The 24939-nt window shown below is 62.9% G+C and carries 21 protein-coding genes; 13 read left to right on the forward strand and 8 right to left on the reverse strand.

What is annotated here, in order from left to right; translation table 11 throughout:
- The first annotated feature begins 132 nt into the window (after nt 1–132).
- Both guaA and YWU_RS0106770 read left to right on the forward strand, forming a co-directional pair.
- Nucleotides 133–1698 carry a glutamine-hydrolyzing GMP synthase gene (guaA, locus tag YWU_RS0106765; protein ID WP_051260133.1) on the forward strand — a complete coding sequence of 522 codons (1566 nt, stop codon included), beginning with the start codon at nt 133–135 and terminating at the stop codon, nt 1696–1698.
- A 92-nt stretch (nt 1699–1790) separates the two neighbouring features.
- A complete protein-coding gene (locus tag YWU_RS0106770; protein ID WP_027019880.1) occupies nt 1791–3503 on the forward strand; it encodes a gamma-glutamyltransferase family protein in 1713 nt (570 codons plus the stop codon).
- 88 nt (nt 3504–3591) lie between these two features.
- Here the strand turns inward: YWU_RS0106770 and YWU_RS0106775 are convergent, their stop codons facing one another.
- Nucleotides 3592–4581, reverse strand: a complete 990-nt coding sequence (locus tag YWU_RS0106775) for a poly-gamma-glutamate biosynthesis protein PgsC/CapC (RefSeq protein WP_027019881.1) — start codon at nt 4579–4581, stop codon at nt 3592–3594.
- Complete coding sequence (gene pgsB, locus YWU_RS0106780) at nt 4581–5864, reverse strand: poly-gamma-glutamate synthase PgsB (RefSeq protein WP_034647345.1); 1284 nt, start codon at nt 5862–5864, stop codon at nt 4581–4583. Before pgsB ends, YWU_RS0106775 begins: the two co-directional genes overlap by 1 nt.
- Before the next feature lie 479 nt (nt 5865–6343).
- On the opposite strand from pgsB, the gene YWU_RS0106785 reads away from it, so the two are divergent.
- A complete protein-coding gene (locus tag YWU_RS0106785) occupies nt 6344–6658 on the forward strand; it encodes an antibiotic biosynthesis monooxygenase family protein (protein ID WP_027019883.1) in 315 nt (104 codons plus the stop codon).
- Between the two features lie 216 nt (nt 6659–6874).
- Complete coding sequence (locus YWU_RS15610) at nt 6875–8353, forward strand: bifunctional phosphatase PAP2/diacylglycerol kinase family protein (protein WP_240484072.1); 1479 nt, start codon at nt 6875–6877, stop codon at nt 8351–8353.
- Here the strand turns inward: YWU_RS15610 and YWU_RS18335 are convergent.
- Entirely contained in the window at nt 8284–8925 is a 642-nt protein-coding gene (locus YWU_RS18335; protein WP_169718889.1) for a phosphatase PAP2 family protein, read from the reverse strand. The two genes, YWU_RS15610 and YWU_RS18335, sit on opposite strands and share 70 nt — an antisense overlap.
- Before the next feature lie 115 nt (nt 8926–9040).
- Here YWU_RS18335 and YWU_RS18340 point away from each other — a divergent pair, with 115 nt between their 5' ends.
- Complete coding sequence (locus YWU_RS18340) at nt 9041–9775, forward strand: hypothetical protein (RefSeq protein WP_034647347.1); 735 nt, start codon at nt 9041–9043, stop codon at nt 9773–9775.
- Nucleotides 9772–11388: a Y-family DNA polymerase gene (locus tag YWU_RS0106805; RefSeq protein WP_027019884.1), complete on the forward strand. Its 1617-nt coding sequence runs from the start codon at nt 9772–9774 to the stop codon at nt 11386–11388. Before YWU_RS18340 ends, YWU_RS0106805 begins: the two co-directional genes overlap by 4 nt.
- On the opposite strand, the gene YWU_RS17510 is transcribed toward YWU_RS0106805, so the two are convergent.
- Nucleotides 11385–12116, reverse strand: a complete 732-nt coding sequence (locus YWU_RS17510; protein WP_156892746.1) for an AMIN-like domain-containing (lipo)protein — start codon at nt 12114–12116, stop codon at nt 11385–11387. The genes YWU_RS0106805 and YWU_RS17510 overlap by 4 nt on opposite strands.
- A gap of 86 nt (nt 12117–12202) precedes the next feature.
- Nucleotides 12203–12907, reverse strand: coding sequence for an AMIN-like domain-containing (lipo)protein (locus tag YWU_RS0106815; protein ID WP_027019885.1), 705 nt, complete (start codon nt 12905–12907; stop codon nt 12203–12205).
- A gap of 116 nt (nt 12908–13023) precedes the next feature.
- On the opposite strand from YWU_RS0106815, the gene YWU_RS15625 reads away from it, so the two are divergent.
- Nucleotides 13024–14076 carry a sucrase ferredoxin gene (locus tag YWU_RS15625; protein WP_084141908.1) on the forward strand — a complete coding sequence of 351 codons (1053 nt, stop codon included), beginning with the start codon at nt 13024–13026 and terminating at the stop codon, nt 14074–14076.
- Between the two features lie 82 nt (nt 14077–14158).
- On the opposite strand, the gene YWU_RS0106825 is transcribed toward YWU_RS15625, so the two are convergent.
- Genes YWU_RS0106825 through YWU_RS0106835 form a run of 3 tightly spaced genes read right to left on the reverse strand, consistent with a single transcriptional unit; the run spans nt 14159 to nt 16819 of the window.
- On the reverse strand, nt 14159–14848 hold the full coding sequence (locus YWU_RS0106825; RefSeq protein ID WP_034647348.1) for a methionine ABC transporter permease: 690 nt from the start codon (nt 14846–14848) through the stop codon (nt 14159–14161).
- Complete coding sequence (locus YWU_RS0106830; protein WP_240484073.1) at nt 14845–15933, reverse strand: methionine ABC transporter ATP-binding protein; 1089 nt, start codon at nt 15931–15933, stop codon at nt 14845–14847. Before YWU_RS0106830 ends, YWU_RS0106825 begins: the two co-directional genes overlap by 4 nt.
- On the reverse strand, nt 15923–16819 hold the full coding sequence (locus YWU_RS0106835) for a MetQ/NlpA family ABC transporter substrate-binding protein (RefSeq protein WP_027019888.1): 897 nt from the start codon (nt 16817–16819) through the stop codon (nt 15923–15925). The genes YWU_RS0106830 and YWU_RS0106835 overlap by 11 nt, the downstream gene beginning before the upstream one ends.
- A 220-nt stretch (nt 16820–17039) precedes the next feature.
- Here YWU_RS0106835 and YWU_RS0106840 point away from each other — a divergent pair, with 220 nt between their 5' ends.
- The 6 genes from YWU_RS0106840 (at nt 17040) to YWU_RS0106865 (ending at nt 24801) form a co-directional block, all read left to right on the forward strand.
- Nucleotides 17040–20258 carry an error-prone DNA polymerase gene (locus YWU_RS0106840; protein ID WP_034647376.1) on the forward strand — a complete coding sequence of 1073 codons (3219 nt, stop codon included), beginning with the start codon at nt 17040–17042 and terminating at the stop codon, nt 20256–20258.
- Nucleotides 20259–20283: 25 nt separating this feature from the next.
- The gene (locus YWU_RS15630; protein WP_084141910.1) at nt 20284–21357 is read left to right on the forward strand and encodes a pirin family protein; all 1074 of its coding nucleotides are present in this window, start codon (nt 20284–20286) and stop codon (nt 21355–21357) included.
- A gap of 34 nt (nt 21358–21391) precedes the next feature.
- Complete coding sequence (locus YWU_RS0106850; protein ID WP_027019890.1) at nt 21392–22240, forward strand: CPBP family intramembrane glutamic endopeptidase; 849 nt, start codon at nt 21392–21394, stop codon at nt 22238–22240.
- Nucleotides 22241–22330: 90 nt separating this feature from the next.
- Nucleotides 22331–23317: a hypothetical protein gene (locus YWU_RS0106855; RefSeq protein ID WP_156892747.1), complete on the forward strand. Its 987-nt coding sequence runs from the start codon at nt 22331–22333 to the stop codon at nt 23315–23317.
- A gap of 100 nt (nt 23318–23417) precedes the next feature.
- Nucleotides 23418–24395: a hypothetical protein gene (locus tag YWU_RS0106860; protein WP_027019892.1), complete on the forward strand. Its 978-nt coding sequence runs from the start codon at nt 23418–23420 to the stop codon at nt 24393–24395.
- 112 nt (nt 24396–24507) lie between these two features.
- Nucleotides 24508–24801 (forward strand): transposase, encoded by a 294-nt coding sequence (locus YWU_RS0106865; protein ID WP_027019893.1) that lies wholly within the window; start codon nt 24508–24510, stop codon nt 24799–24801.
- The last annotated feature ends 138 nt before the right edge of the window (nt 24802–24939 follow it).

Here is a 24939-nt window from a genome sequence, read left to right on the forward strand (position 1 = left end):
GCGGATTCTTTACTGCAGCGGCGTCGACGTCCGGTACCCACCGTGACGTCGGCGCCGTCACTGTTTTTCGAGGCCATCTCGGCACTTTGGCCGTTCCGTGTGGAAGCTAGTCCGGCTGCTAAGATCGGCTGCGTGACTGAACAGGTAATCAAGCCCGTTCTCGTCGTCGATTTCGGCGCGCAGTACGCGCAGCTGATCGCCCGACGGGTGCGCGAAGCCAACATTTATTCCGAGGTCGTCCCGCACACCATTACGCCGGAGGAGATCCGGGAGAAGGGCGCAGCAGCGCTGGTTCTCTCCGGTGGCCCGTCGTCGGTGTACGCAGACGGCGCCCCGAAGCTGGACCCGGAGATCCTCGAGCTGGGTCTTCCCGTTTTCGGCATCTGCTACGGCTTCCAGGCCATGACGCAGGCGCTCGGCGGATCCGTCGCAGCAACCGGTGAGCGTGAGTACGGCCGTACCGAGATCACGGTCGACGGCGGCACCCTGCACGCAGGTATTCCGGAGCAGCACCAGGCATGGATGTCCCACGGTGACTCCGTGGACCGTGCTCCGGAAGGCTTCACTGTGACTGCTACCTCCAAGGGCGCCCCGGTGGCGGCCTTCGAGTGTGCTGAGCGTCAGATGGCCGGTGTGCAGTACCACCCGGAGGTCAACCACTCGCCGTACGGCCAGCAGGTGCTGACCCGGTTCCTGACTCAGATCGCGGAGCTGGAGCAGAACTGGACCGCTGCGAACATCGCTGAGGAGCTCATCGAGCAGGTTCGCGAGCAGGTCGGCGATCGCCGCGCCATCTGTGGACTGTCCGGTGGCGTGGACTCCGCCGTGGCCGCAGCCCTGGTGCAGCGTGCCATTGGTGACCAGCTCACCTGTGTCTTCGTTGACCACGGACTGCTGCGCCAGGGCGAGCGCGAGCAGGTCGAGCAGGACTTCCAGGCTGCGATCGGCGCGAAGCTGATCACGGTAGATGATTCCGCTGTATTCCTTGAGCACCTCGATGGGGTCACTGACCCGGAGGCTAAGCGCAAGGTCATCGGCCGCGAGTTCATCCGTTCCTTCGAGCGTGCCGTCGCTAAGGCACTGGAGGACGCACCCGAGGGTGAGACCGTCGACTTCCTGGTTCAGGGCACCCTGTACCCGGATGTTGTGGAGTCCGGTGGAGGCTCCGGTACCGCCACCATCAAGAGCCACCACAATGTTGGCGGACTTCCGGATGATGTCGAGTTTGAGCTCGTCGAGCCGCTCCGCCTCCTGTTCAAGGACGAGGTCCGCGCCGTCGGTCGCAAGCTCGGACTGCCGGAGACCATCGTTGGCCGCCACCCGTTCCCGGGCCCGGGTCTGGGAATCCGCATCGTCGGAGCCGTGTCCAAGGACCGCCTGGATACTCTGCGCAAGGCGGACGCTATCGCCCGCGAAGAGATCACCGCAGCTGGCCTGGATGACAGCATCTGGCAGTGCCCGGTGGTTCTGCTGGCGGACGTTCGTTCCGTTGGTGTCCAGGGTGATGGTCGTACCTACGGCCACCCGATCGTGCTCCGCCCGGTCTCGTCCGAGGACGCTATGACCGCGGACTGGACTCGTGTGCCTTACGACGTCCTGGCGCACATCTCCAACCGCATCACTAATGAGGTTCAGGAAGTCAACCGAGTTGTCCTGGACGTGACGTCCAAGCCGCCGGGAACCATTGAGTGGGAGTAAGTGCCCGCGTGTACCGGTTTCGGCGCATAGTCGCCACCGCAGGTATTGGCGGCCTTCTCGCTGCGACATTTTTGGTGATTACACCATCAGCAATGTCCGCTGAGGAGGCCGCTTCGGCCTGCGCAGGGGAGCCGCCGGTCTCTGAGGTCGCAGCAAGCGGACCTGCCGGTTCCATAGCCGTGTCCACGCCGAACTACGAGGCGACCCAGGTCGGCTGTCGCATTCTCGCCGAAGGCGGGTCGGCAGCTGACGCGCTCATTGCGGTCCAGCTCACGCTGGGACTGGTGGAGCCGCAGTCATCGGGTCTTGGTGGTGGCGCTTTGGTCACTTATCTCGACCCACTGACCGGTTCTGTCGATTCGTATGACGCGACGGTCTTTGCTCCGTCTGCAACCGCTGGTGATTCCGAGAACCCTGCAGAGAGCATCGGTGTGCCGCAGACCGGTCACCTGCTTCAGCAGCTCCACCGCGACCACGGCCAGGCTGGGTGGTCGAACTTGGTGGAACCGGCGGCAGAACTTGCGGAAGACGGCTTTGCCGTCAGCGACCGGCTCGCACGGTCGATCTCTTGGCGTGGAGAGGAGCTGTTTGCTCCCGGTCGTTCAGGTGAGTTCTTGCTTAACGACGGTCACATGCCCGCCCCCGGCGACATCCTCACCAACGGCGAGTACGCAGATTTCCTGCGTGGTCTGAAGGCCAGGCGCACGGCGGGGAAGGACGAAGAGGCGTATGACGCCATCGTCGAGGCCGGAGGTTCTCCGGAGTTCGCAGAGAGCCTCGTAAAGGACTGGACGAAGTCGGACATCTCTGCTGATGAGGCATGGTGCGGTGATTATCAAGACTTCCGGGTATGCGGAGCCAACGCCACGAACAGCGGTGTCGGTATCGTCTTGGAATCTCTGGGGATCCTCGACCGACTGGATCTGCAGAGGCTTGAGCCGTACTTCGAGGAATTCCGCCCGGTAACCCGTTCGACGGCAGCGCACCTCAGTATTGAGGCCCAGCGCATCGCCTTTGCGGACGCCAATGCTTGGCGGATGGACGAGCAGGTCGATGAATACCTCGCTGAGAGGTACCGAGAATTGGTCACCGACCCCGGCCGACTGGACGAGGGTGCGGAGATGATTCGACAGAAGCACGTGCTGGGCCGAATTACGCCTGCGGATCTGGCAGACACCTCGCATTATGAGGAAACCGATGACGAGGGCACTTCGCATATTTCCGTCCGTGATGACCACGGGCGGGTCGCGTCAATGACAACGACGCTGCAGCGTGACTTCGGCAGCGGAGTCGCAGTGCACGGGTTCTTCCTCAATAACTCGCTGGACAACTTCAGTGGCGGCGCAGATCAAGGGGAGCCCAACGCTCGTGAGGCGGGTATGAAACCGCGCACGACGATGGCCCCTGTTGTTGCCTATGACGGTGAGCTGAAGAAGCAGTGGTTCCCGTGGGACAACAATGACCAGACGATCATTGCTGCAGGTTCTCCTGGTGGTCAGAAGATCCCGTCGTACACGATCAAGGCGTTGCTCGGAATCATCGATTGGAACCTGGCACCGCAGGACGCGATCGCGATGCCTAATCACGGTGCGCTCGGACGCAACCGGATGTACGTCGATGGCTCGGATCCGGAGGCGGGGCACGAAACTGCTGAGCTGGTCCGCAGGTTGGAAGGATGGGGTCATGACCCGTCCAATGGCCGTTTCGACAGTGGCGAATCTGTAGTTGTGGTCCGAGAGGACGGCACCGTGGAAGCAGCCGCTGACCCGCGGAGGCAGGGTTCCGCCAGGGTTGTGAGCGAGTAGCTCGTAGGCCCTGGCGGCCGCCCCGAACTCACAAATGTCCCGGCACCTGAAAAGGTGTCGGGACATTTGGTGTGTGTGTGGGGGGGGGCTAGGACGCCAGCAGGAGTGACATCGGAACCACTGCCATACCGGTGACAACGCCGCTGATCGCCATGCCCGAGGCAGTCTTTCGAGCGCCGTGCTGAACGACGTCTCCAGCGATCAGTGCCGGGACGATACAGAAGACCAGGTTCGCAGTGCCCGGAAGCTTCTGTCCGGTGATCGCGACGGTCACCGCTTCGAGCACGAGGACCAGAACGAAGGACAAGGTGATCAGGACCATGAACCGGTCCTTGCCGAAGAGCGGGACCTTGCGGGAGAACGGGATGTAGATCGCCATCAAGATCGTGGTGGCCAGCAGCAAGATCACAATCTGCGTGAAGCTGGCTGCCGCTGCAATCACAACACCCACGGACACGTAGCCGCCGGTACGCAGCTTCGTGTTCCGGATGAGGCCTTCCTGCAGCATCATCGCCATGATCACGGAGACCACGAGCAGCGCGAAGTACTGTCCGCTGGTTTCACCGTCGATGATCAGGGTGTTCTCGGTGAGGTTCAGGTTGAACAAGACCGAGGTGGCGAAGGTGATTACCAACGCCGCAGCAGCGACAAGCATCGTCAGGAGAAGCATCGGGAACAGGGTCTTGACCACACCCTGTTTGACGAAGCTGTGGCAGATCATGCCGGGGACGACGACTCCGACGAGAGTGAGGAGCCGTGTTGTCTCATCGGCGACCATGCCGGTCGCGATGAACCAGATGATTCCCGGTGCCATACCGATACCCACGCCGAGGAAGAAGATTCGGCGGGGATCTGGAAGCCAGAAACGCAGCACGATGAATCGGATGAACGCCCAACTACCCAGCGACACCAGCACCGTGAACAGCACCGCCATCGGACTGTGCAACATCGCCGCGAGGTATCCGATGGTCATGGAACCGCCCAGCGACACGAAGGTCCGCCTGAAGTACAGGATGCTGACAATCACACCGATAATGAACGCGATGTGGATGTAGTCCAGCAGAGCGAAGTCTGACATCAGATCGAGGCTCCCGAGGAGGACAGTGCCGGCTCCTGCTTGGTCTCTGCGAACGCAGAGGGGACAAGTTTGAGGCGGTTGCTATCGACGAAGCTCTGCATCGCGCCAGCAGCATCGGTGTGGATGTTCGCCAGGCCGATGACAACGAGCGGCCGATCCTCGGCTCCTGCGGCCTTGCGGGCGCAGGACAGCAGGGCTGCACCGTCGGTCTGCTCGATATCGGAGGTCAGCGTCACCTTCTCGTCCGGGACGGACGAGCGGTTCAGGGAACGGGCGACTGCCTCCTGAATCTCGCCGTAGAGGATGATGTGGTCGGAGGCGTCGTGAAGCTCAGTGGAGATCAGATCGACGAACATTTCAGCACGGTCGGTACGGTCGGCGCGGTTGTTCATGGCGATGGCAACGCGAGCGTTGTCGGGGACCTTGGCCATAACGGAGTTGAAGACCGTGAGGGTCGACTCCCAGTCGTTGACTGCGAACATAGGCGCCCACCACAGGCCGGCCTCGTGGCCCACCGGGTGAATCTCCGTGACGGTGGTGGTGCCCGGGTCCGGGGTCGCGGTGACCATTCCGTGGATCGCGGTAGTGCGGTCCAAGCCGAGGAAATCTGCGACAGCCAGTGCCACGGCAACGTTTTCCTCGAACTGTAGGTAGTCGAAGCGACCGACCAGCAGTTCGGACTCGTCGGTGCGCTCAGCGACGATCAGCTGAGCCTGGCGCTTCTCTGCCTGCTCGCGGAGGACCTTGAGGATTTTCGGATCGCGCTCACCGGTGATGCAGGTGCCGCCAAGGGGGATGGTCGAGGACAGCGAGACTGCGATCTCCTCCAGCGTGTCACCCATGTCCTCCTGGTGATCCAGGCGGACGTTGGTGATGATCGAGAGAGGGGAGCGCAGGATGTCGTCCTGGCAGATCTTCTGGTACTTCGGCTTCACGGCCATGCACTCGAAGACAACGGCCTCGGTGTTGACGTCGACGTTGTTGGAGACAACCCGGTACTGCTCGTTGATGTTCGCAGGTCCGATGCGCTTGATCGGGTGCTCGGAAGCGTCCCCGGAGATCACGCAGGCATAGGTGCCGGTGGTTTTGGTGATCGTGTTGTAGTCACACTCACGCAGCATTCCGCCGAGCATCCTGGTGACGGTGGACTTGCCACGGATTCCGTTGACGTGGATGTTCACCTCCAGATCCGCCAGGCGCTGCCGGTGCTTCTGCTCCTTCGTGTAGAAGCGGGTCATCGCAGTGGCCGCGGCGGCCCCCGCGATGAATGCGTAAGTGATCATTACTAAATACTCTCCTCTGATCTGTTCGAGTCTTTTGGGCATGCGAAATAGCCCCTGCAGTGGGGGTTTTCAGCTTGGATGGGGTGTTAGGTAAGCCTTCGTCGCCTGTGATCTGAATATATCTGCGCGAATTATCGACGCAACCTCTGGAGGTGATGGGAATTCCTGAAGTGCGTCCTTTTATTGGCGCGCGCCCTAAGGTGAGACAATGCTTATAAGTACGTTCAATGCGTCGATAATGCCCCCATTGCGGGGTAGTCCGTTTTGGGTACACGTCAGGTAACGGTGTTGATGTAGCGCATTTGACAAAAGGTTTGTCTTCCTATGTTTTTCGGTGTAGATAGTAGTTTTCGGGTTGCCGCATCAGCGATGGGCGCTCGTAATTGCAGATGTGATGTCTATTACAATTCCGCGGTGAATGTAACGTTTGTTGTAGGTCAAAAACTGTGCACTAGATGTGGCCGGGCTAGTCTGAGCCCATGAGCATCGTCAAGATCAACGCAATCAACGTCCCCGCAGAGGCCGGCGAAGAGCTGGAGCGCCGCTTCAGCGCACGTGCGGGCTCGGTGGAGAACCAGCCCGGCTTCCTGGGGTTCCAGCTGCTGCGCCCGACCGCGGGCGAGGACCGCTACTTCGTCGTCACTCATTGGGTTGACGAGGAGTCCTACAACGCATGGCGTGACGGCGACGCCCGCGCTGCGCATTCCGGTAACCACGGCAAGCCCGTCGCCTCCGGTGCGAACCTGCTGGAATTCGACGTAGTTTTGGATGTGAAGGGCAAGAACGCGGAGTAACTTCCGCGCTGTTCCAGTCGTGGACCCGGATCCCCATCGTGGGATTCGGGTCCTTTGGCGTCGTGGGGCCTGGTTTGTCCCGAACCAGCACGGTGGAGTGTCGGTAATATCGGCAAGACGGTTAGATACGGACACGATGGTTGTGCGGAAGGCTGGACTGTGGAGATTCGACACTGGCTTACACGCCGAAATGAGGCGTTGGTTACCGTTCGGAAATTGGACCACGAGATTTTTCGTTCTGTCGCCGGAGCTGATAATCCGGTCCTGGATGAGGTCCTGCCGAGGCTGACACGTTCGGCGAACTACTCGAAGCTGTGGCTCGGTTGCGCAGGTGCGATGGCGCTAACGGGTAAGCGTTCATTGCGTCGGGCGGCTGGAAGGGGATTGGCCAGCCTGGCGGTGACGAGCCTCCTAGTGAACCAACTGGCGAAGAGGTCGTGGAGTCGCGCCCGGCCCGGACATGCGTCAGTGCCTCTTGCGCGCCGGATCCAGCGGTATCCGAAGTCCAGTTCGTTCCCGTCGGGGCACTCTGCCAGCGCGGCTGCCTTCGCCGTTGGTGCCGGCATGGAAGACCGGGCGGCGGGGGCTGTCCTCGGAGTGCTTGCCGGCATGGTGGGGTTCTCCCGCGTGTATACCGGTGCGCACTACCCAGGCGATGTTGTGGTGGGGTGGGGTATGGGCGCTGCGATTGCGCTTGCCAGCGGGAAGTTGGCGCCACCTCCGGTGTCCAAGCATGTGCCTCGCATTGAGCTCACCTACGTTGACGGTCCTGTGAGTAAGGACGGCGAAGGACTTGTTCTTGTCGTTAATCCTGCGTCGGGAGGCGGAACAGGTGAGCGGATTCTCGAGCAGGTAGAGAAGGTGATGCCCAAGGCCGAGATTGTCGTGCTGACTCCGGACGATGACATCGCGCAGGTTCTGGAAAGCGCCGCTGGCAGGGCAGAGATCTTGGGCGTCGGCGGAGGCGATGGGACTGTCGCTACCGCTGCTGGGATCGCGATTGACACCGACACCCCTCTCGCGGTCTTCCCGGGCGGGACATTCAATTACTTTGCTAAGCAGATGGGGTGTGTCACCCCGCGGAAAACTATGGATGCGGTGCGTGCAGGCACGTTAGAGAAGGTGGACGTCGTCACGCTGAACGATGACACCGTGCTGCTCAATGCCGCGAGTATCGGCGCATACCCCCAGTTCGTGGAGATTAGGGAGAAGTATGAGGGGAAGATCGGCAAGCCGCTCGCGGCCGCGGTGGCTGCTTGGCGGATGTCGAAGAGCCGGCGTGCCGTCGAGATACGGCATGAGGGTACGACGCTAAAAACCTCGCTGTTTTTCCTGGGCAACTCGAAGTATCTGCCAACCGGGTTCGCTCCGGTGGACCGGATCGGGATCAATGATGGGCTTCTCGACGTCCGCATCCTTGAGACCGGCAAGCGCCTGGCCCGACTGCGAGTCGTGGGTGCGTTGCTTCTCGGACGGTTGTCCCGCAGTCCGCTCTATCACGAGTTTGAGACTCCGGCCTTCCGGTTTGAGGTGCTCGGCGGACCCACGGAGGTGGCCCATGACGGCGAAGTTGGGGAGGCGCTGTCGGAGATTGAGTTCGTCTCGCGGAACCGAGTGCTTTCGGTCTATCGCCCCCGCTGGTCAGGCGATGGGTACGGGGGAATCAGCCACAGGCATAGCGCCAGCCACACGTAGGCCAATGCCCAGCCTGCGATGATGTCGTAGGGGTGATGCACGTTGAGGGCCACTCGGGCGACGCCAATGGCCACGACCACTGCCGCGCCCACGGAAACCGCGAGAACTCGCCGGGCGCCGTGGGTGGCATGTGCGTAGACGGCCACTAGGGCGCCGACCGTCACGGCCACACCAAGCGCATGTCCGGAGGGGAAAGACGTGTTCATGGCCTGGACCATTTGTGTCTCGGGCCGGTTCCGATCGGCCAGGAATTTGGCGGCGGTGGTGACCAGGCCGCTGCCCCAGACACTGACGGCGAGGAAGATCGCTACTCGGGTCCGGTGACGGCGGAGCTCCAGTATCACCGGGATCAGGACCAAGACTCGTAGGAGCATCGGCGCGAAGACGAGGCTCAGGCCATGCCAGAGCGGAACCCACCATCGGTGGTCCTGGGCTGCGTCGTAGGTGACCTCGAGCGCCCAGTTATCCGGCCGGATTGGACCCAGAGCAGCGCGTACAGCGCCACTGCCAGTGACACCGTCAGGGCCGCTGCTGGGCGGACGCGGGGCAGTGTGACATCGGTCATCAATCAAGCATTCCACACTGAAAACGGCGCCGGGTGAGGCGCCATCTTTTCTGTTGCTTTCAGTGTGCGGCGAGGCTAGGCTGCGACATATTGGAACGAGTGTTCGATAATGGGAGGTGGTCATGGAGGCGGTACCAGACCTGTCCGGCATGTCTCGTGACGCCGCCGTTTCGGTGCTGCGCAAGAGCATCTCCCGGATTACGAACGCAGCTCCGGAGGCCACAGACGGCGCCGCGGGGCGAGTTTCGGAGATGTTCACTGACGGACGCCGGCTGCCGGTGCCAGAGGAACTGTCGGATGTTCTCGGCGGGACACTGCTGCGTGGCGCAGTAACAGAATTGGACCGCCCAGGGTTGCTCATGTCGGCGATCATCGCTGCGATCACCGCAGAGGGCGGACATGTCGCAGTGATCGGGCTGTCAGAGTTCCTCCCGGCCACGGTCGTCGAGCGTGGAGGGGATCTGTCTCGACTGTTCCTGGTGCCTGATCCTGGGGAGAATCCCCTGGAAATCATCGGTACCGCAGCAGACGGAGTGGACCTTGTCGTTGCCGCCTGCAACCGAGACACCTCGCCCTCTCTTGCACGTCCGGTCGCAGCTCGGCTCCGTCGGGCCTCTGCAGCTCTGGTGTCGGTGGGTGGGGCGTGGCCTGGGGCCGTCGGGAAGCTGTCCTCCACCCTGGTGGAGGTGCACGGACTTGGCCACGGGAACGGGCGAATTCGGGATGTTGACCTGCAGGTTCGTGCGGTGGTGCAGAGCCGTTCCGGTGCGCCGGAGCGATCGGCGCGGTGGCGCGTTGGCACGGAGAACGCCAGCGTGGTGGAGACCCCTGCGGTCCGGATGAGGGCCGTGCGGTGAGTGGCCGGGTCATCGTCCTGTGGCTGCCGGACTGGCCGGTGCAGGCAGCACGGCTGGCTGAGGGAGAGATTGCGAACGATCCTGCGGAGGCTACTGCCGTGCCGATGGCTGTGGTTGCGGACAATCAGGTCATTGCCTGCAACGCTGCAGCCAGGCGGGGTGGAGTGGGGCGCGGACAGAGGCGTCGTCACGCGCAGGCGAGGTGTCCCTCGCTGCAGGTGTTCGCCGCGGATCCAGTGCGAGACGCGCAGTTTTTCGAGCCGGTGCTCGCCGCCGTGGAGAACGTCTCCGCTGGTGTGGAGGCGCTGCGCCCGGGGCTGATCGCCGTATCTGCGGGCCCGCCTACGCGCTATTACGGCGGGGAGGGCAAAGCCCTCGAGATGCTTATCGACGCCACCGCTCTCACCGCCACCGACTCCTTTTCGGGCATCGCCGATGATTTGGTGACCGCGGTTCTCGCGGCACGTCGCGGGGTGGTCGTGCCGGAGGGCGCCTCTGGGACGTTCTTGTCCGGGATCACCCTGCGGGAGGTCGCAGCGGAGGAGACCCTGGAGTTTCCCGAGGAATTGGTGCGCACATGGGATCAGCTGGGTCTGCGCACGTTGGGTGATGTGGCGGCACTGCCGGGACGGGACGTCGCGAGCCGGTTTGGTGTGGAAGGAGCTCGCTGGCATGGATTGGCTAGGGGAGACGGTGAACGACGGGTCTCACCTCGTGGAGTGCCCCGCGATCTGGCGGTGCACCACCGGCCGGAAGAGCCGATCACGCGTGTCGATGTCGCCGCGTTCCTGGCACGTTCCCTCGCCGCGGAGGCACACTCCCGGCTGTACGACGCATCGCTGACCTCTACTCGCCTCTCCATCTCCGTGACCATGGACGACGGTGCGGAAATGACAAGAATCTGGCGGTGCGCCGGGCCATTGACCGAAGCGGCGACGGCAGACCGGGTGCGGTGGCAGCTCGATGGATGGCTGTCGGCCCGGGCGATCGCCGGTGATGGGCCTGACGAGGACTCCGAAGATGCAGAGCCTGGACGTGGCATTGTCGAAATCGTCCTGGAACCGCTGGACGCTGTGCCGGCAGGTGTCATCCGCGATGCGCTCTGGGGTGGTGTCGATGAGGCATCCGAACGAGCCGAACGGGTGGCAGTGCGTATCCAAGGACTGCTCGGGACGGACGCGGTGCAGCACCTCGTAGCGGTCGGAGGTCGTGGCCCTGCCGAGCGGGTGCTGCCGCTGCCGGTGGGTGAAGCAGCCCCAGATCAACCGGCGGGCGAGTGGCCCGGAGCCCTCCCGGCGCCGTCGCCGGCAGTGACTTATTCAGTGACCGCGGCGGAGGGCCATGTGGAACTGGAGGACACCTCCGGCCACGCAGTGGCGGTGACCGGGCGTGGCTTTGTCACCGGAGATCCAGCCGTCCTCGTGTCACCCCGAGGCCGATTCCCCGTGACCGGTTGGGCAGGGCCGTGGCCGGTCGACGAGCGCTGGTGGTCCTGCGGGGATGCGTGGCGTGGGGCGCGGCTGCAGGTCAGCGTCGATGGCCGCTCCGGGCCGGAGGCCTACCTGCTTATCGGGTCCGCCGGCAGATGGCGGGTCGAGGGAACCTACCGCTAGGTCTGGAAGTCGATCACTAGGCGGTGCGGCCCATTGAGGGAGAAGATCCGGTATGGGCGCTCGCCACCGCTGAGGGAGATGACGAACGGGACGGAGCCCTCCCACCAGCCGTCACCCTTGGCTTGAACGACCGCGGAGGTATCCCGAGGATTCACCCCGGTGTCAGTGATGTCTGGGTATCCAGAGCCGTAGGGCGAGGTGATTCCATAGAGATTCACCTGAAGTGCGGTGTCACCTGGATGGGAAATCGGCACGTCTGAGGCCCCATCCGACGGCGCACTGGTGTACCCGGCTGACCATCCCACCTGGCCTGATCCAGAGAACTCGATCACCACTCGGTCGTACCCGGCATGTCCGGCGCTGCGGATAGAGACCATGGATTCCCGCCCAGACCTGTCGTCGTGGGACTGGTTTTGCGTCGAGAAGCCGAGATCCTCCGGCCGCGAGGGATTGATGGTCTCGGTGATTGATCCCGGATTAGCGGTGGAACCACCGCCGGAACTGCCCTGGGTTGGGTCGACGGTTGTCTCGTCTGTCCAGGTGTCCTCGTCGGCGATGACAGTGAGACCGTCCTCGTTGGTCTCCTCGTTGGTGGCACCGGGGATGAAGGACCCGAGCGCCTCTAGGGGACCGTCCGCCGAACATGCGGTACCGAACGCGAGCAAGGACGCCGTGGTGGCCGCAAGAACGATTCGCGACATGCGATGGGAACGGGCCGGGCTGGTCATCCCTCAATCGTAAGCCGCCCGATACCCCGGATCGAGGCATCGAGCGGGTGAACGCGACCCAGACCGGGCGAATTCGCCTACCGCGGCTAGGAGGACGTCTGTACGTCCACCACCAGTCGGTTCGGTCCCTCCAGTGCGAAGACACGGAACGGACGCTGCTCGCCGTCAACGGAGATAAGGAACTGTGCGTGTCCCTCGAAGATTCCGTGGCCGGAGACCCGCAGGATCGAGCCGGTGCCGGTGGGGTTGACCGAGCGGTTTGTCAGGTCGACGGTCTGCTCGGTGTCGAACGGGTACGCAATACCGAGAACGTCGACCATCAGCGCGGAGTCACCCGGGTGCTCGATGGGGTAACCGCTGCCCATCTGAGTCGGCGGGTCCTCGTAGCGGACGAACCAACCGACATCGGGGCCGTCGAGTTCAAAGACCACGCGGTCGAAGCCGTCATTGGAACCGACTCGGACATCCGTGACCGAGAGGCCGGACATGTAATCCCAGTTCTCCTGCGGTGAGGTGGAGAAGTCCTCGGTCGGAGCCGGGTCTGGGTCGAGAGTTGCGGTAGCGGTGGGGCTGCCGGTCGCGGTTTCGGTCTCGGTGACGGTTTCGGTGGCACCGCCGGAGCCGTCCCCTTCTTCGGCATCTCGGAAGGAGAACGCCGACCGCATGTCCTGGCTCGTGTCCTGCTGATTGGAGTTATCCGAGGAACACGCGGCCGCGAATGCCAGCAGTGTCGCCGCGGAGAGGGCGAATACGGTGCGCGATGCGCGTCGTGGACGGGTTGCGGTGCTCATACTTCGACCGTAATTGCGATAGGTACCGCTGTGCAACGGATGGGGCAGAAGGTTATCAACGTGAAACACAGTCGATAGCGCGACTGACACCACACCTGCCCAATTACACTGTGCTCATGAGTGATGCGCTGAATGAGGCCGCCAACGCGGGGACCACCGCCGACTGCGATTCCCCGGCGCCGGGTCGACGCAGGCGCACCAGTGAACTAGTCAACCGACGCAGCCAAAGTGCAGCCACTGGTCCTACTGCATGCTCGGATGTGCCCGGTGAACCCCTCGCCGGCTCCGCGAAGACCGCGACGCTCTTTCTAGCACTAGAGAACACCGACTCCTGGAGTCACGATGTGCTCGATGGTGGAGTGTTCGGTACAGAGCTCTCCGGCCGAATCAAGAAATGGCTCAAAGGGCGCGACGGAGCGCTGCAGCTAATTCGCCGCCCCGGCCGCGAAGGTCGAGTCATGGACGGTGACCCCGTCCTCTACATCGCACACTGCACCCCGGACCAGCCTGGTGGCGCGTGGATGGAAAAGCGCACCGTCACAGACGTAGAGGAACTGCTGTCTCTCGATATTCGTCTTGGCCTCCCGACGCCCGGGGCCACCCGCACCACCGACCCGCTCCTTCTTGTGTGCACACATGGAAAGCGGGACGTGTGCTGTGCAGTGAAGGGCCGGCCTGTCGCGCAGGCACTGCACAACATTCATGGAGATCGTGTCTGGGAGACCTCCCACTCCAAGGGGCACCGTTTCGCCCCGACGATGATCCTGCTGCCGTGGAACTACTCCTATGGGCGAATCAGCGTCGCCGAGACTGATCGCGTCATCCGCGAGGCAGCTGATTGCAGGCTCGATCCAGCCGGGTGCCGCGGCCGCGGTGTGTGGGAGGCGAAGGGACAGGTCGCTGAACTGGCGGTGCGCGAGATGGCCGGAGTGTGGGGTTTCGACGATGTCGCGGCCGTCCGTGAGCCAGACGGCGAGATCGTGCACGTAACCCTGCGTAACGGCCGGCGGTTTGAGGTCACGCTAGTCACAACCGTCATCGAGGGTGTCATTAGCAGCTGCGGGGACTCCGCTGGCTCGAAGAAGGCGTGGATCGCTGACGCTGTCCATGAGATCGACCGGGCCCCGAAGGGGAACAGTGCGACTGCTGGTGCTGGTCCGGAGTGCTGAGTGGGGGAGTGGAGGAAGGGGACGTCGGGAAGCAAAAATCGCCGCCCCGGAAAGAACCGGGACGGCGATCTGCAGACGGTAACTAGCGGCGCATAATCTTGCGCGAGAGCCAGTTGCCCAGCAGCTGAGCGGCCTGCACCAGGATGATGATGAGGATCGTCGCTGCGATCGTCACCTCCCAGTTGAAGGCGCGGTAACCGTAAACAATCGCGAAGTCACCGATGCCGCCGCCGCCGATATAACCGGCCATAGCGGACATATCCACCACCGCGATGAACGCGAAGGTGTAGCCGAGGATCATCGGGCCGAGGGCCTCCGGAATGATCACGGTGCGGATGATTCGCCACGGAGACGCACCCATCGCGCGAGCAGCCTCGATGACACCGGGATCGATGGCCATGAGGTTCTGCTCGACCAGGCGAGCAATGGCGAACGACGCGGCGATGATCATGACGAAAATCGCCGCATTACTGCCGACAGTGGTGCCGACAACCATCAGCGTGATCGGACCCATCACTGCCACCAAGATGATGAACGGGATTGGCCGGATGAAGTTCACCAACACGTTGATGAAGGTGTTCAGCGGGCCAGAAGGCAGCAGTCCCGAACGCCTCGTGACGAACAGGAGCATGCCGAAGGCCAGCCCGATGATGCCCGCGAAGAGCATCGTGACGGTGACCATCCACAGCGTGTCGCCGAACGCGCGAAGCATGTTCGGGCCGATGATCGACCAGTTGGTGTCCGCGGCGAGCACAGTGGTGTTGGCGGTCATCGAGTCACCTCCGTCTCGGTGTAGGTGTTCCAGGAAGTGAGCAGCTCCCGCACCGCGGCGGGATCAGCCGGGCCGCCGCCAGGTCCGGTCAGACGAACGGTGAGGCGACCAAAGGCGTGGGCCTGCACGTTCGCAACCGAACCATGGGCGACTGTGACCTCGACGCCAAGCGAGGAGGCGTCCTGGATCAGGCGGGTCAGCGGAACAGAGTCGTCAACCCGCACGGTGATCAGTTCACCTGCGCGACCGTCGTGGATGCTGGCGAGCTCGCGGCCTTCCGGGCGATCCCCGAGTGCGGTCGCGGCGAAACGCTGTGCCGTGGCAGTCGACGGGCTGGAGAAAATCTCCCGGACCGTGCCGCTATCGGCGACGGAGCCGTTTTCCATGATGACTACCCGGTCCGCGATCGCACGGACCACGGACATCTGGTGGGTGATCAGCACGATCGTCACACCGAACTCCCGGTTGACCTTTCGCAGGAGTTCGAGGACTCCGGCGGTGGTCTCCGGGTCGAGAGCCGAGGTGGCCTCGTCCGCCAGCAGCAGACGCGGGTTCGAGGCAAGCGCGCGGGCGATGCCGACACGTTGCTTCTGGCCGCCGGAGAGCTGCTCCGGATAGGCCTTGCCGCGGTCGCCTAGCCCGACGAAGTCCAGCAGTTCCTGGACTCGTGCCTGCCGGTCCTTCTTGGACATACCAGCCAGCTCCAGCGGGTACTCGACATTGCGAGCAACCGAGCGGGAGTGGAACAGGTTGAAGTGCTGGAAGATCATGCCGATTTCTCGGCGGATCGGGCGGAGCTGCTTCTCCTTGAGTCCGGCGATGTCTCGGCCGTCGATGAGGACGGAACCGGCGGTGGGCTGCTCCAGGCCGTTGACCAACCTGATCAGCGTGGACTTGCCCGCGCCGGAGTAGCCGATGACACCGAGGATTTCCCCGGAGCCGACGGATATGGAGACGTCCGACAAAGCTCGGACCTCACCCTTTTTGCCCTCGTTGAAGACCTTGTCGACGTGCCTGAACTCCACAGTCGCCCCAGACATGCCGGGGGTGGTGAGGGGTTCGAGGCCTTCGCGACTACTCGTCATCGGGGTCCTCACGGAGCTGGGTCTCCGTGCGGTCGAGGATCTCCTGCAGGTCCTCCGGGGTGCGCTCGACGGCGACGGAGGTGCCACGGGAGTCACGCTCGACAGCCTCGGTGACCTCCGGGTCGTGCCACAGGCGGACGAGGGTCTGGATGTCCTCGTTGTCCTGGTTGACCGGGGTGGTCACGAAGACGTTGATGTACGGCTCAGCGGCCTCGTCGTTCGGGTTGTCCTCGAAGATCGCCGACTGCGGGTCGATGTTGGCGCGATCCAGGAAGGAGTTGTTGATGACGGCGGGCTTGCCCTCTTCGTAGACGCGCGGGGTCTGGGCGGCGTCGACCGGGGTGACCTGGACGGTGGAAGCGTCAGTGTTGACGTCCAGCGGGGTCGGGGTCAGGCTGTCGGTGTTCAGCTCGATCAGGCCGGCGGACTCCAGGACCTTCAGGGCGCGGCCCTGGTTGGAGGAGTCATTCGGGATGGCGACCTCGGTGCCCTCGGGGATCTCCTCGACGGAATCGCCGCCCTGCCAGAAGATGGCCAGCGGGACGATCTCGGAGGAGCCGACCGGAACCAGGTCCTCGTTGTTGCCGACGTTGTACTCAGCCAGGTACTGGATGTGCTGGAACAGGTTCACGTCGAGCTGTCCGGAAGCCAGTGCCGGATTGACCGACGGGTAGTCGCCGAACTCAACCACGTCGAGCTCGATGCCTTCTGCGGCGACCTTCTCCTCGAAGATGCTCCAGGCTTCCTTCTCGCGGTCGGTGGTGCCGATGCGGATCGTGGCACCGTCGGCGAGGGGTTCTCCGGAGTTGTTGTCGGAGCCGCAGGCGGCCAGGCCCGCGGTCAGTGCGATGGCGGTGACTGCCGCACCGATGCGTCGCAGGTTCATAGGGTTCTCCTCTGTGAAGTGGCCTGTGCCCTTGTCGGCCGTGACGGTTCGCCAACGGAGAGTGGGGCACGCAACTAGACCAAGCTGTCTCTTAAGTGGGTTTACGTTAGCAGTTCTAACGGCGCACAGGAAAGAGTAACTCTCACTGTCGACATGTTCGAACAGAAGTGCGATGATGTCGGTGGTGGTGGTTAGGGTCCGCCGCATGGAGGACAGCAGGATGGACAAGGTCAGTAGTGCACCGGGAGCAGAGGCAGGCGGAGCGCGTTCAGAGGCGCCGCTGTCCTGGTCACGGGTGGAAAAAATCCTCTCTGGACAGTCAGTGGGAACGCTGCGTCCGGGCACGGGTTTTAACGGATTCCGCCGGGAGGTAGTGAAGTCTCCGCGTTCGGCGGCTCAGGCGCCGGGCTCGCGCGGAGCGTGCACGGTAGAGCTGCACTGCCGGTCGTCGTATTCGTTCCTGCATGGCGCCTCTGACCCGGAGGCGATCGTCGAGGAAGCGGTGCGCTTGGGGCTGGAGACAGTCGGCATCGCAGACCGGGACGGGTTCTATGGTGTGGCACGGTTCGCGGAGGCAGCAGCGGAGTACGGGCTGAAGACAATCATCGGTGCCGAGCTGTCGTTGCCGCATGCCCCGCTCACGGTGCTCGCCCGCGGTCCGGAAGGATATCGGCGGCTCAGCCGGACCCTCGCCGCCGCGCACATGGCGCACCGTGACAAGGACGTGGTGGTGTACCCGTCGCTGGCGCGCCTTGGCGAGGCTGCGCATGGGCACTGGACCGTGCTCGCGGATGCCACCTGGATCCCGCACCTGCCCGAACTCATCGATGCGTTCGGTTCTGACCGCGTGGTCCTAGAGCATCGCATCCGCCTGGAACCGGCGGATGCTGATGATGAATGGGAACTAGAAGATGCTTCCCGACGTTTCCGTCTTCCCCGCATCATCACCTCCGCAGCGACCGCAGCCGCACCCGTGGATGCGCGGGCCGCGGGCGCCAAACATGCACTGGCCGAGCGGGACTCACTCGATGAGCATGTGGGGAAGATCCCGCCTGTGGGTGGTCGGTGGTTGCGCTCTCCGGCGGAATTGGATGCCCGGGCTCGGCATCTGCCTGGGGTCGTGGAGACAACTGTCGCACTGGCAGAGGAGTGCGCCTTCACCCTCGACCTGATCGCCCCGAACCTGCCTGGCTGCGATGTTCCGGCAGGGGAGACTGAGGAGTCCTGGTTGCGCAGGCTCACCTGGGAAGGTGCAGAGAGGCGCTACGGGCAGGAGGCGGATGGTGAGGTGGCGGAGGACGTCGGGAAGCAAATTCGGCACGAACTGGACGTGATCGCTGGACTGGGTTTTCCCGGATATTTCCTGATCGTGCGAGATATCTGTGAGTTCTGTCGGGTCAACGGAATCATCGCGCAGGGGCGTGGATCGGCGGCGAACTCGGTGGTGTGTTTTGCCCTCGGGATCACCAACGTTGACCCGATCGGTGCGGGGCTGCTTTTCGAGCGGTTCCTCTCTTCAGAGCGCACCGGACCGCCGGATATTGACCTGGATATCGAGTCCGGGCGTCGTGAAGAGGTGATCCAGCACGTCTACTCCACGTATGGACGCGGGCGGGCGGCGCAGGTAGCCAACGTGATCACCTACCGGCGCCGTGGTGCATTGCGTGACGCTGCCCGGGCGCTGGGCCAGCCAGACGGCTTGGTCGACGGCTGGGTGAACAAAGTGACCGAACCTCCCGAGGAAGTCCTTGAGCTGGCAGAGAAATTCCGTGGACAGCCGCGGCACCTGGGTATCCACTCCGGTGGCATGGTGCTGTGCGATCGGCCGATTGCCGATGTCGTGCCCATTGAGTGGGCCCGTATGGAGAACCGTTCCGTTCTGCAGTGGGACAAAGACGACTGCGCCGCGGCGGGACTGGTGAAGTTCGATCTACTGGGACTGGGCATGCTCGAGGCACTGCACCACTGCATCGACCTGATTGAGGAACACCAAGGTCGGCGCGTGGAGTTATGGGAGATCGGTGTGGATGATCCTGCTGTGTATGACATGCTCTGCCGCGCCGACGCGGTGGGCGTGTTCCAGGTGGAGTCCCGCGCTCAGTTGTCGACGCTGCCGCGGCTGCGCCCACGCACTTTTTTCGACCTGGTGGTGGAAGTCGCCTTGATCCGGCCAGGCCCGATCCAGGGCGGCAGCGTGCACCCGTATATCCGGCGGCGCAATGGTGAGGAGGAGGTTGTGTTCGACCACCCGGTGCTGAAAGGTGCACTGGGCAAGACTCTGGGCATCCCGCTGTTCCAGGAGCAGCTGATGCAGATCGCCGTCGACGCCGCCGGATTCACCGGCGCCGAGGCCGATTCGCTGCGCCGGGCGATGGGATCCAAGCGGTCGGTGAGCCGCATGGAGAAACTGAGGGCCCGGTTCATCAGCGGATTATCGGACACCAATGGCATCGAAGGCGAGGTCGCGGACCGGCTGTGGGACAAGATCGTCGCCTTCGCCGCCTACGGTTTCCCCGAGTCGCATGCGCAGTCCTTCGCCTCAATCGTGTACTTCTCCGCGTGGTTCAAGTGCCACTACCCAGCGGAGTTCTGCGTAGCCCTGCTGCGTGCGCAACCGATGGGTTTTTACTCGCCACAGTCCCTGGGCGCTGACGCGCGGCGGCACGGAGTCGCCTGTGATGGGGTTAGTGTCAACGACTCTGGTGTCGAAGCGAACTGTCCCGGTGGGCGGATCCGGCTTGGCCTGGGGTCGATCTCCAGCCTGGGGTCGGACGCAGCGAAGCGGATCGTGGCAGCGCGGGAGGCCGACGGTTCCTTCCGCGACATCGCTGACCTATCGCGCCGGGCCGGGCTTTCGGTCTCCCATGTGGAGGCGCTGGCCCGGGCGGGGGCGGTGGAATGTCTGGGGATGGACCGCAGACAAGCATTGTGGGCGGCCGGAGTGGCCGCGACGGAGAACGACGGCATGCTGCCGGGGCTGACCGCCGTGACTGCGCCGTCGCTGCCTGGCATGTCCGAGTTTGAGCTGGCAGCGGCGGACCTGGCGGGCACTGGCGTGACACCAGGGGAGTACCCGGTGGCGGCATTGCGCTCTGAATTGGAGGCCGCCGGGGTGCTGTCTGCGACGCAGCTCAAGCAGGCTCCGGACGGATCCCACGGCTGGATCGGCGGCATCGTCACCCACCGGCAGCGGCCACAGACCTCCGCTGGGGTGGTATTCCTCGGCATGGAGGACGAGACCGGGCTGATGAACGTGTTGTGCACCCCAGGATTGTGGAAGCGATACCGCATGATCGGTACCCGAGAGCGCGCCCTCGCTGTACGCGGGATCATCCAAAACAATTCCGGTGCGGTCACGGTGGTGGCGGACAAACTCGTGCCGCTGCAGGAGATGGTGTCCGGGAAGGTCGTCGCCGGGCGGAGTAGAGACTTCCGGTGATCGGTTGCGCATAGGCTGGAGAGGCATGAGCACAGTCCAGCCCCGACTGATCCCGGCCCCTGCAGGAGCCGGCGTCCCCAACAATCATCCGTCCGCCGTTGACCCGACAGATTTCCCCGGACCTGGCGTCCAGGTGCTGTCCGCTCGGGAGGTGCCCCTCGGCGGGCCGCGCGCAATGACCGTCCGACGTACTCTCCCGCACCGCGAACGCTCCTTCATTGGAGCGTGGTGTTTCTCTGACCATTACGGACCTGAACGGGTCTCTGCTAACGGTGGCATGGACGTCGCCCCGCATCCCCATACCGGACTGCAAACAGTGTCTCTGCTGTTCACCGGCGAAATCGAGCACAACGACAGCGCCGGCGGCCGTGGCCTGGTCCGCCCCGGCGAGATCAACCTCATGACCGCAGGCCACGGCATTAGCCACAGTGAAGTCTCCACCCCAGACACGACGATCCTCCATGGGATGCAGCTGTGGACAGCACTTCCTGGCGCCCACCGCGACACCGCACCCCGCAGTTTCGAGAATTACGTGCCGGAACCGCGCCACCTGCCTTGGGGCACACAAGTGGAATACCTCGGCGAGAACTCGCCCGTCACGGTGTACAGCCGCCTAGTCCTGCACGAATTGCTTATCGACGCCTCCAACACCGCCATCCTTCCCCTCGACCCCACCTTCGAATACGGAATCCTCCCGGACAATGCCGCGGTGACCGTGACGGTTGAACCGGTGAACACCGACAGCGGTGACACGGACGAGACTGACGAATTCACCGTGGAACCAGCAGCACTGGCGTGCATCTCACCGGGTGCAGGGGAGCTCCGAATCACGGCAGGTGGAGGCGGCAGGACCCGTGTCATTCTCCTCGGTGGAGAGCCTCTTGATGAGTCCATCATTATGTTCTGGAATTTCATTGGGCGCAGTCATGAGGAGGTCGTTGGGATGCAAGAGGAGTGGAACCGGGAGAACTCCGACGAATCGGCTGAGCACAGCCGCTTCGGCACCGTCGCGAACTACACCAGCCATGATCCAGACGGTGTCTCGTGGCTGCCGTCTCCGCCAGTGCCGGACCATGCGAAACTCCGTCCACGCAGGTAACTGACAGATAGGGCAGGTTGTTACCGTTACGGGCATGGAACGGAACAACCCCGGCTCGTACGATCCCTTCGCTGGGCACCCTCAGCGCCCTGATCCGCAGCTGACACCGACGGGCCCTCAGCAGGCGTTGTACCCGCAGCAGACGTATCCCGTCTCAGAGCCACCGGTGGACCCGGATACAGACAAGCCGACTTTCGAGCGGCCGGTCTCGGGTCTGGATACATTCTTAGTGTTCATCACCTTCGCCTTGTCGATGGCTATCGGCGGCCTTGCTGTGGTGTTCATGGCGATCTATTTCGGTGCAGACGGTGCCGGATGGGTGCTCCCAGTGGTGGGGCTGATTCAGATCGCCATGGTTGCCGGGATTCTTAAAATCCGGAAATACCGGTGGTCTGACCTCGGATTTGTCCGTCCAAAAACTGGCTGGCACATGGTGTGGCAGATACCCGGGACGTGGATTGTGGTGTTGATGGTGGGGGCGTCATTGGGCTCGCTCTTTCTCAGTGAACCGGACGCGGACACCAGTCAGGCCATTCGTGACACCGCAGCGATCGGACCGGTGATGATGTTCGGCGTGATCTTGCTGGCAGTGTTCATTCTCCCGTTGGTGGAGGAAATCGTTTTCCGACGTTTCTTGTACGCCTGGCTTGAGATGCGCTTCGGGAAGAAGTTCGGAATGGGCGTCGGCGTCGCGGCCGCAGTGATTATCTCTGGTGTCTTGTTCGGCCTGATGCACGTGGTGCCCGCAGCGGTTGTGATGATCAGTTGCCTTGGCATCGCCATGGCCATTCTGCTGCGGGTCAATCGGAGCATGTGGGCGCCGACTATCCTGCACATGCTGAACAACGCAGTGGCGACGGCTGTGGCTCTTTCCATGCTGTGACAGCACGTGGCCTTTGGCGGGGGATGACTGTGCCGCTATAAACTCTTAGCACCGGTAGTTTTCACTGGGAAAGTGGAGAGTGGCATGGTCATGCGGAGGGTTTCGGTCGCAGTAGGCATTGGCACTGCCATGTCCCTGGTGGCTTGTGCGGGGCAGACCGCCGTCGCCACGGAAGAACCCGCGATGGCCTTCCCTGATCTGCTGGTTCGAACAGCAGACACTGACAGGGAGCGGGGAGACCGGTTATACAGCGTCGATGTCTTCTATGGAGACCAGTCCACGGTCAGGAAATCAGCGGCGGTCGATGACACGTGGGGGTATCTCGACGGCTTCGGGGCAGGAGTGCTTGGCCCAGGTACAGACAACGCTGCAGAGGTCAGAGAGCTGACAGGTGTTGACGTCTTAGCGGCGACCACGCTGTTTTCAGTGGGGGTCGACGACAACCGGGTGATTTTGGTGGCGGGAAACCAAGACACCGAGGAAATTAGCGACACTGCAATCGCGAATGGGTGGATGCGAGACGGCGACATCCTGAAAATTGATCCCCCACCCAACGCGGTGCAGGGCTTGCAGTTCGCCGCGCAGGTGAAACTCCTCGGTGATTCGGTGATGCTCGGGCATCCAGACTCGGATATGACCAGAATTGCCGCAGAACCTCGCGCACACGGTTCACTTCTTAGCACCCCCAGCTACTCCACCATCACCTCCTGCCTCGGGGAGCCTGATGTTGGGCGAATCGTTGATTCTGATGAGATCGGGTCGGGCTACCGGGGAACCGCGGCAGCAGAGGGGCCCATAGCCGTCGGAGTTTTCGCAGGAGAGGAAGACGAGGCCACATCGGCAGTGGTGTGTGCGGTCTCAAACAACCCAGAGGCGGTGGCGGAGGACATTGCCTTGAGCGTGGAGAACGACACGATCAACAACCCCAGTGACGAAAAGCTCTCGGAGTGGATCGTCGATGTGGAGATATCGGTAGATGGTGATCTGGTGCGGGCCCGGTTCGTGCATGCAGAAGACACCGACGCGGACAGCCTCATCACAATGGCCCGCCGACCGGGACTGCCGGGTTTCCGGTGAACGACAAGCGGACACCATGCGAAGAAGCAGACTGGATTCGGAGAAAGGCCTGATTCTCAGGCGCACAGCCGCGGCTATAGCAGTGATGAGTCTGTGGACCATGCTGATCGCATGTGCAGGCGAGGGATCCGAAGAAGCCGAAGAATCCGGGGCGCAGGACAGGATGAGGGAGCTGCCGGTCGGGGAGGGGCCGTCGGGAGCCTTTGCAGAGCAGTTAGATTCGACCGCCGCACTGTCCGGTGCACTCCAGGAAAAGATCGACGTCTATTACGGGAATCAAGCCCTGCTGCGGGACCTTGCTGTGGAGGACCCCCGGTGGAGCGAGATGAGTGGTTATGGCCTGGGGCCGGCCGGTGTGCCCCGTTCGCGCGATGAAATGTCCAAGATCCTCGGTATTGAGACGTTGGCTGCGCAGACTCTTTATCAGATTGGTTTCGGCGGCGACGCACTGTTTCTCGTCGAAGGGAACCAAGACACAGACGCGATCGCGGCCGCAGCGGAAGCATCCGGGTGGACGGATGAGGAGGGCGTCTTCGTTTTCGATGACGACAGCGCGGACTTCTTCCTCGGTGACCTGTACGCCACCCAACTGATAGCGAACGATGGCTCGGTCCTGATGGGCGAGGAACAGGCGAACATGGGACGCCTTGATGAACATCCTGAAGGGCACGAGACGCTTCTCCGCAATGAGGATTTCGCTGCAGTCATCGCCTGCCTCGGTGACCCTGTTGCCGCACGGGTCATTGATACCCGTGACATGTCCTGGCTGCAGGCGACTGGAACGAACCCACTATTCGGGCAGGTCGCCATAGGCGTCTATCCGGGCGAGGTGGTTCAGACGGTGGTCTGCGCGTTGTCTGACGAACCTGATGCGCTTGCAGACACCATCCTCACCGACACCACCAATGAGCCTCCAGTCGAACTCACCGAGGGGACCGAGATGAAAAGAATTGTCGATGTCGACGTCAACGTTGACGGAAGCCTCGTGCGGGCGGTGTTCGACCTTGCGGAAGATGCACCACCGAACGCCATCATTGATTTCGCGCTTTCACCACTACGAATACCGGGTTTTCGATGACAAGGACAGGTATGAACACACACAGCCTGGCAATGACGATCGGGACTGCTGCACGGTTAGGTGACATCTGATCTGACTTACCCCGACGGGGTGGGTCTGGAAGGATGTTGCTGTGCCTAAGCCTTACCCGAAAGAGTTCCGTGCTGATGTGGTCCGCATCGCGCGGAATCGCGAGTCCGGTGTCTCGCTCGAGCAGATCGCGCAGGACTTCGGGATCCATCCGATGACCTTGCAGAAGTGGCTCCGCCAAGCTGATATCGACGAAGGCATCAAGCCAGGACAGTCCAGTACGGAGTCTGCCGAGTTGCGGGAGCTACGCAAGCGCAACCGGCTTCTGGAGCAGGAGAACGAGGTCNTGCGTCGGGCTGCAGCGTATTTGTCGCAGGCGAACTTGCCGGGAAAATGATGTACCCGCTCGTGAAAGAGCTCGCCAGTGACGGGGTCCCCGTGACGGTGACGTGCCGGGTCCTCAAGCTCGCCCGCCAGCCGTATTACCGGTGGTTAGACACCCCGATCACCGAAGCCGAGCTGATCGAGGCATATC

The sequence above is a fragment of the Corynebacterium sputi DSM 45148 genome, from assembly GCF_000427865.1.
Classification (GTDB): Bacteria; Actinomycetota; Actinomycetes; order Mycobacteriales; family Mycobacteriaceae; genus Corynebacterium; species Corynebacterium sputi.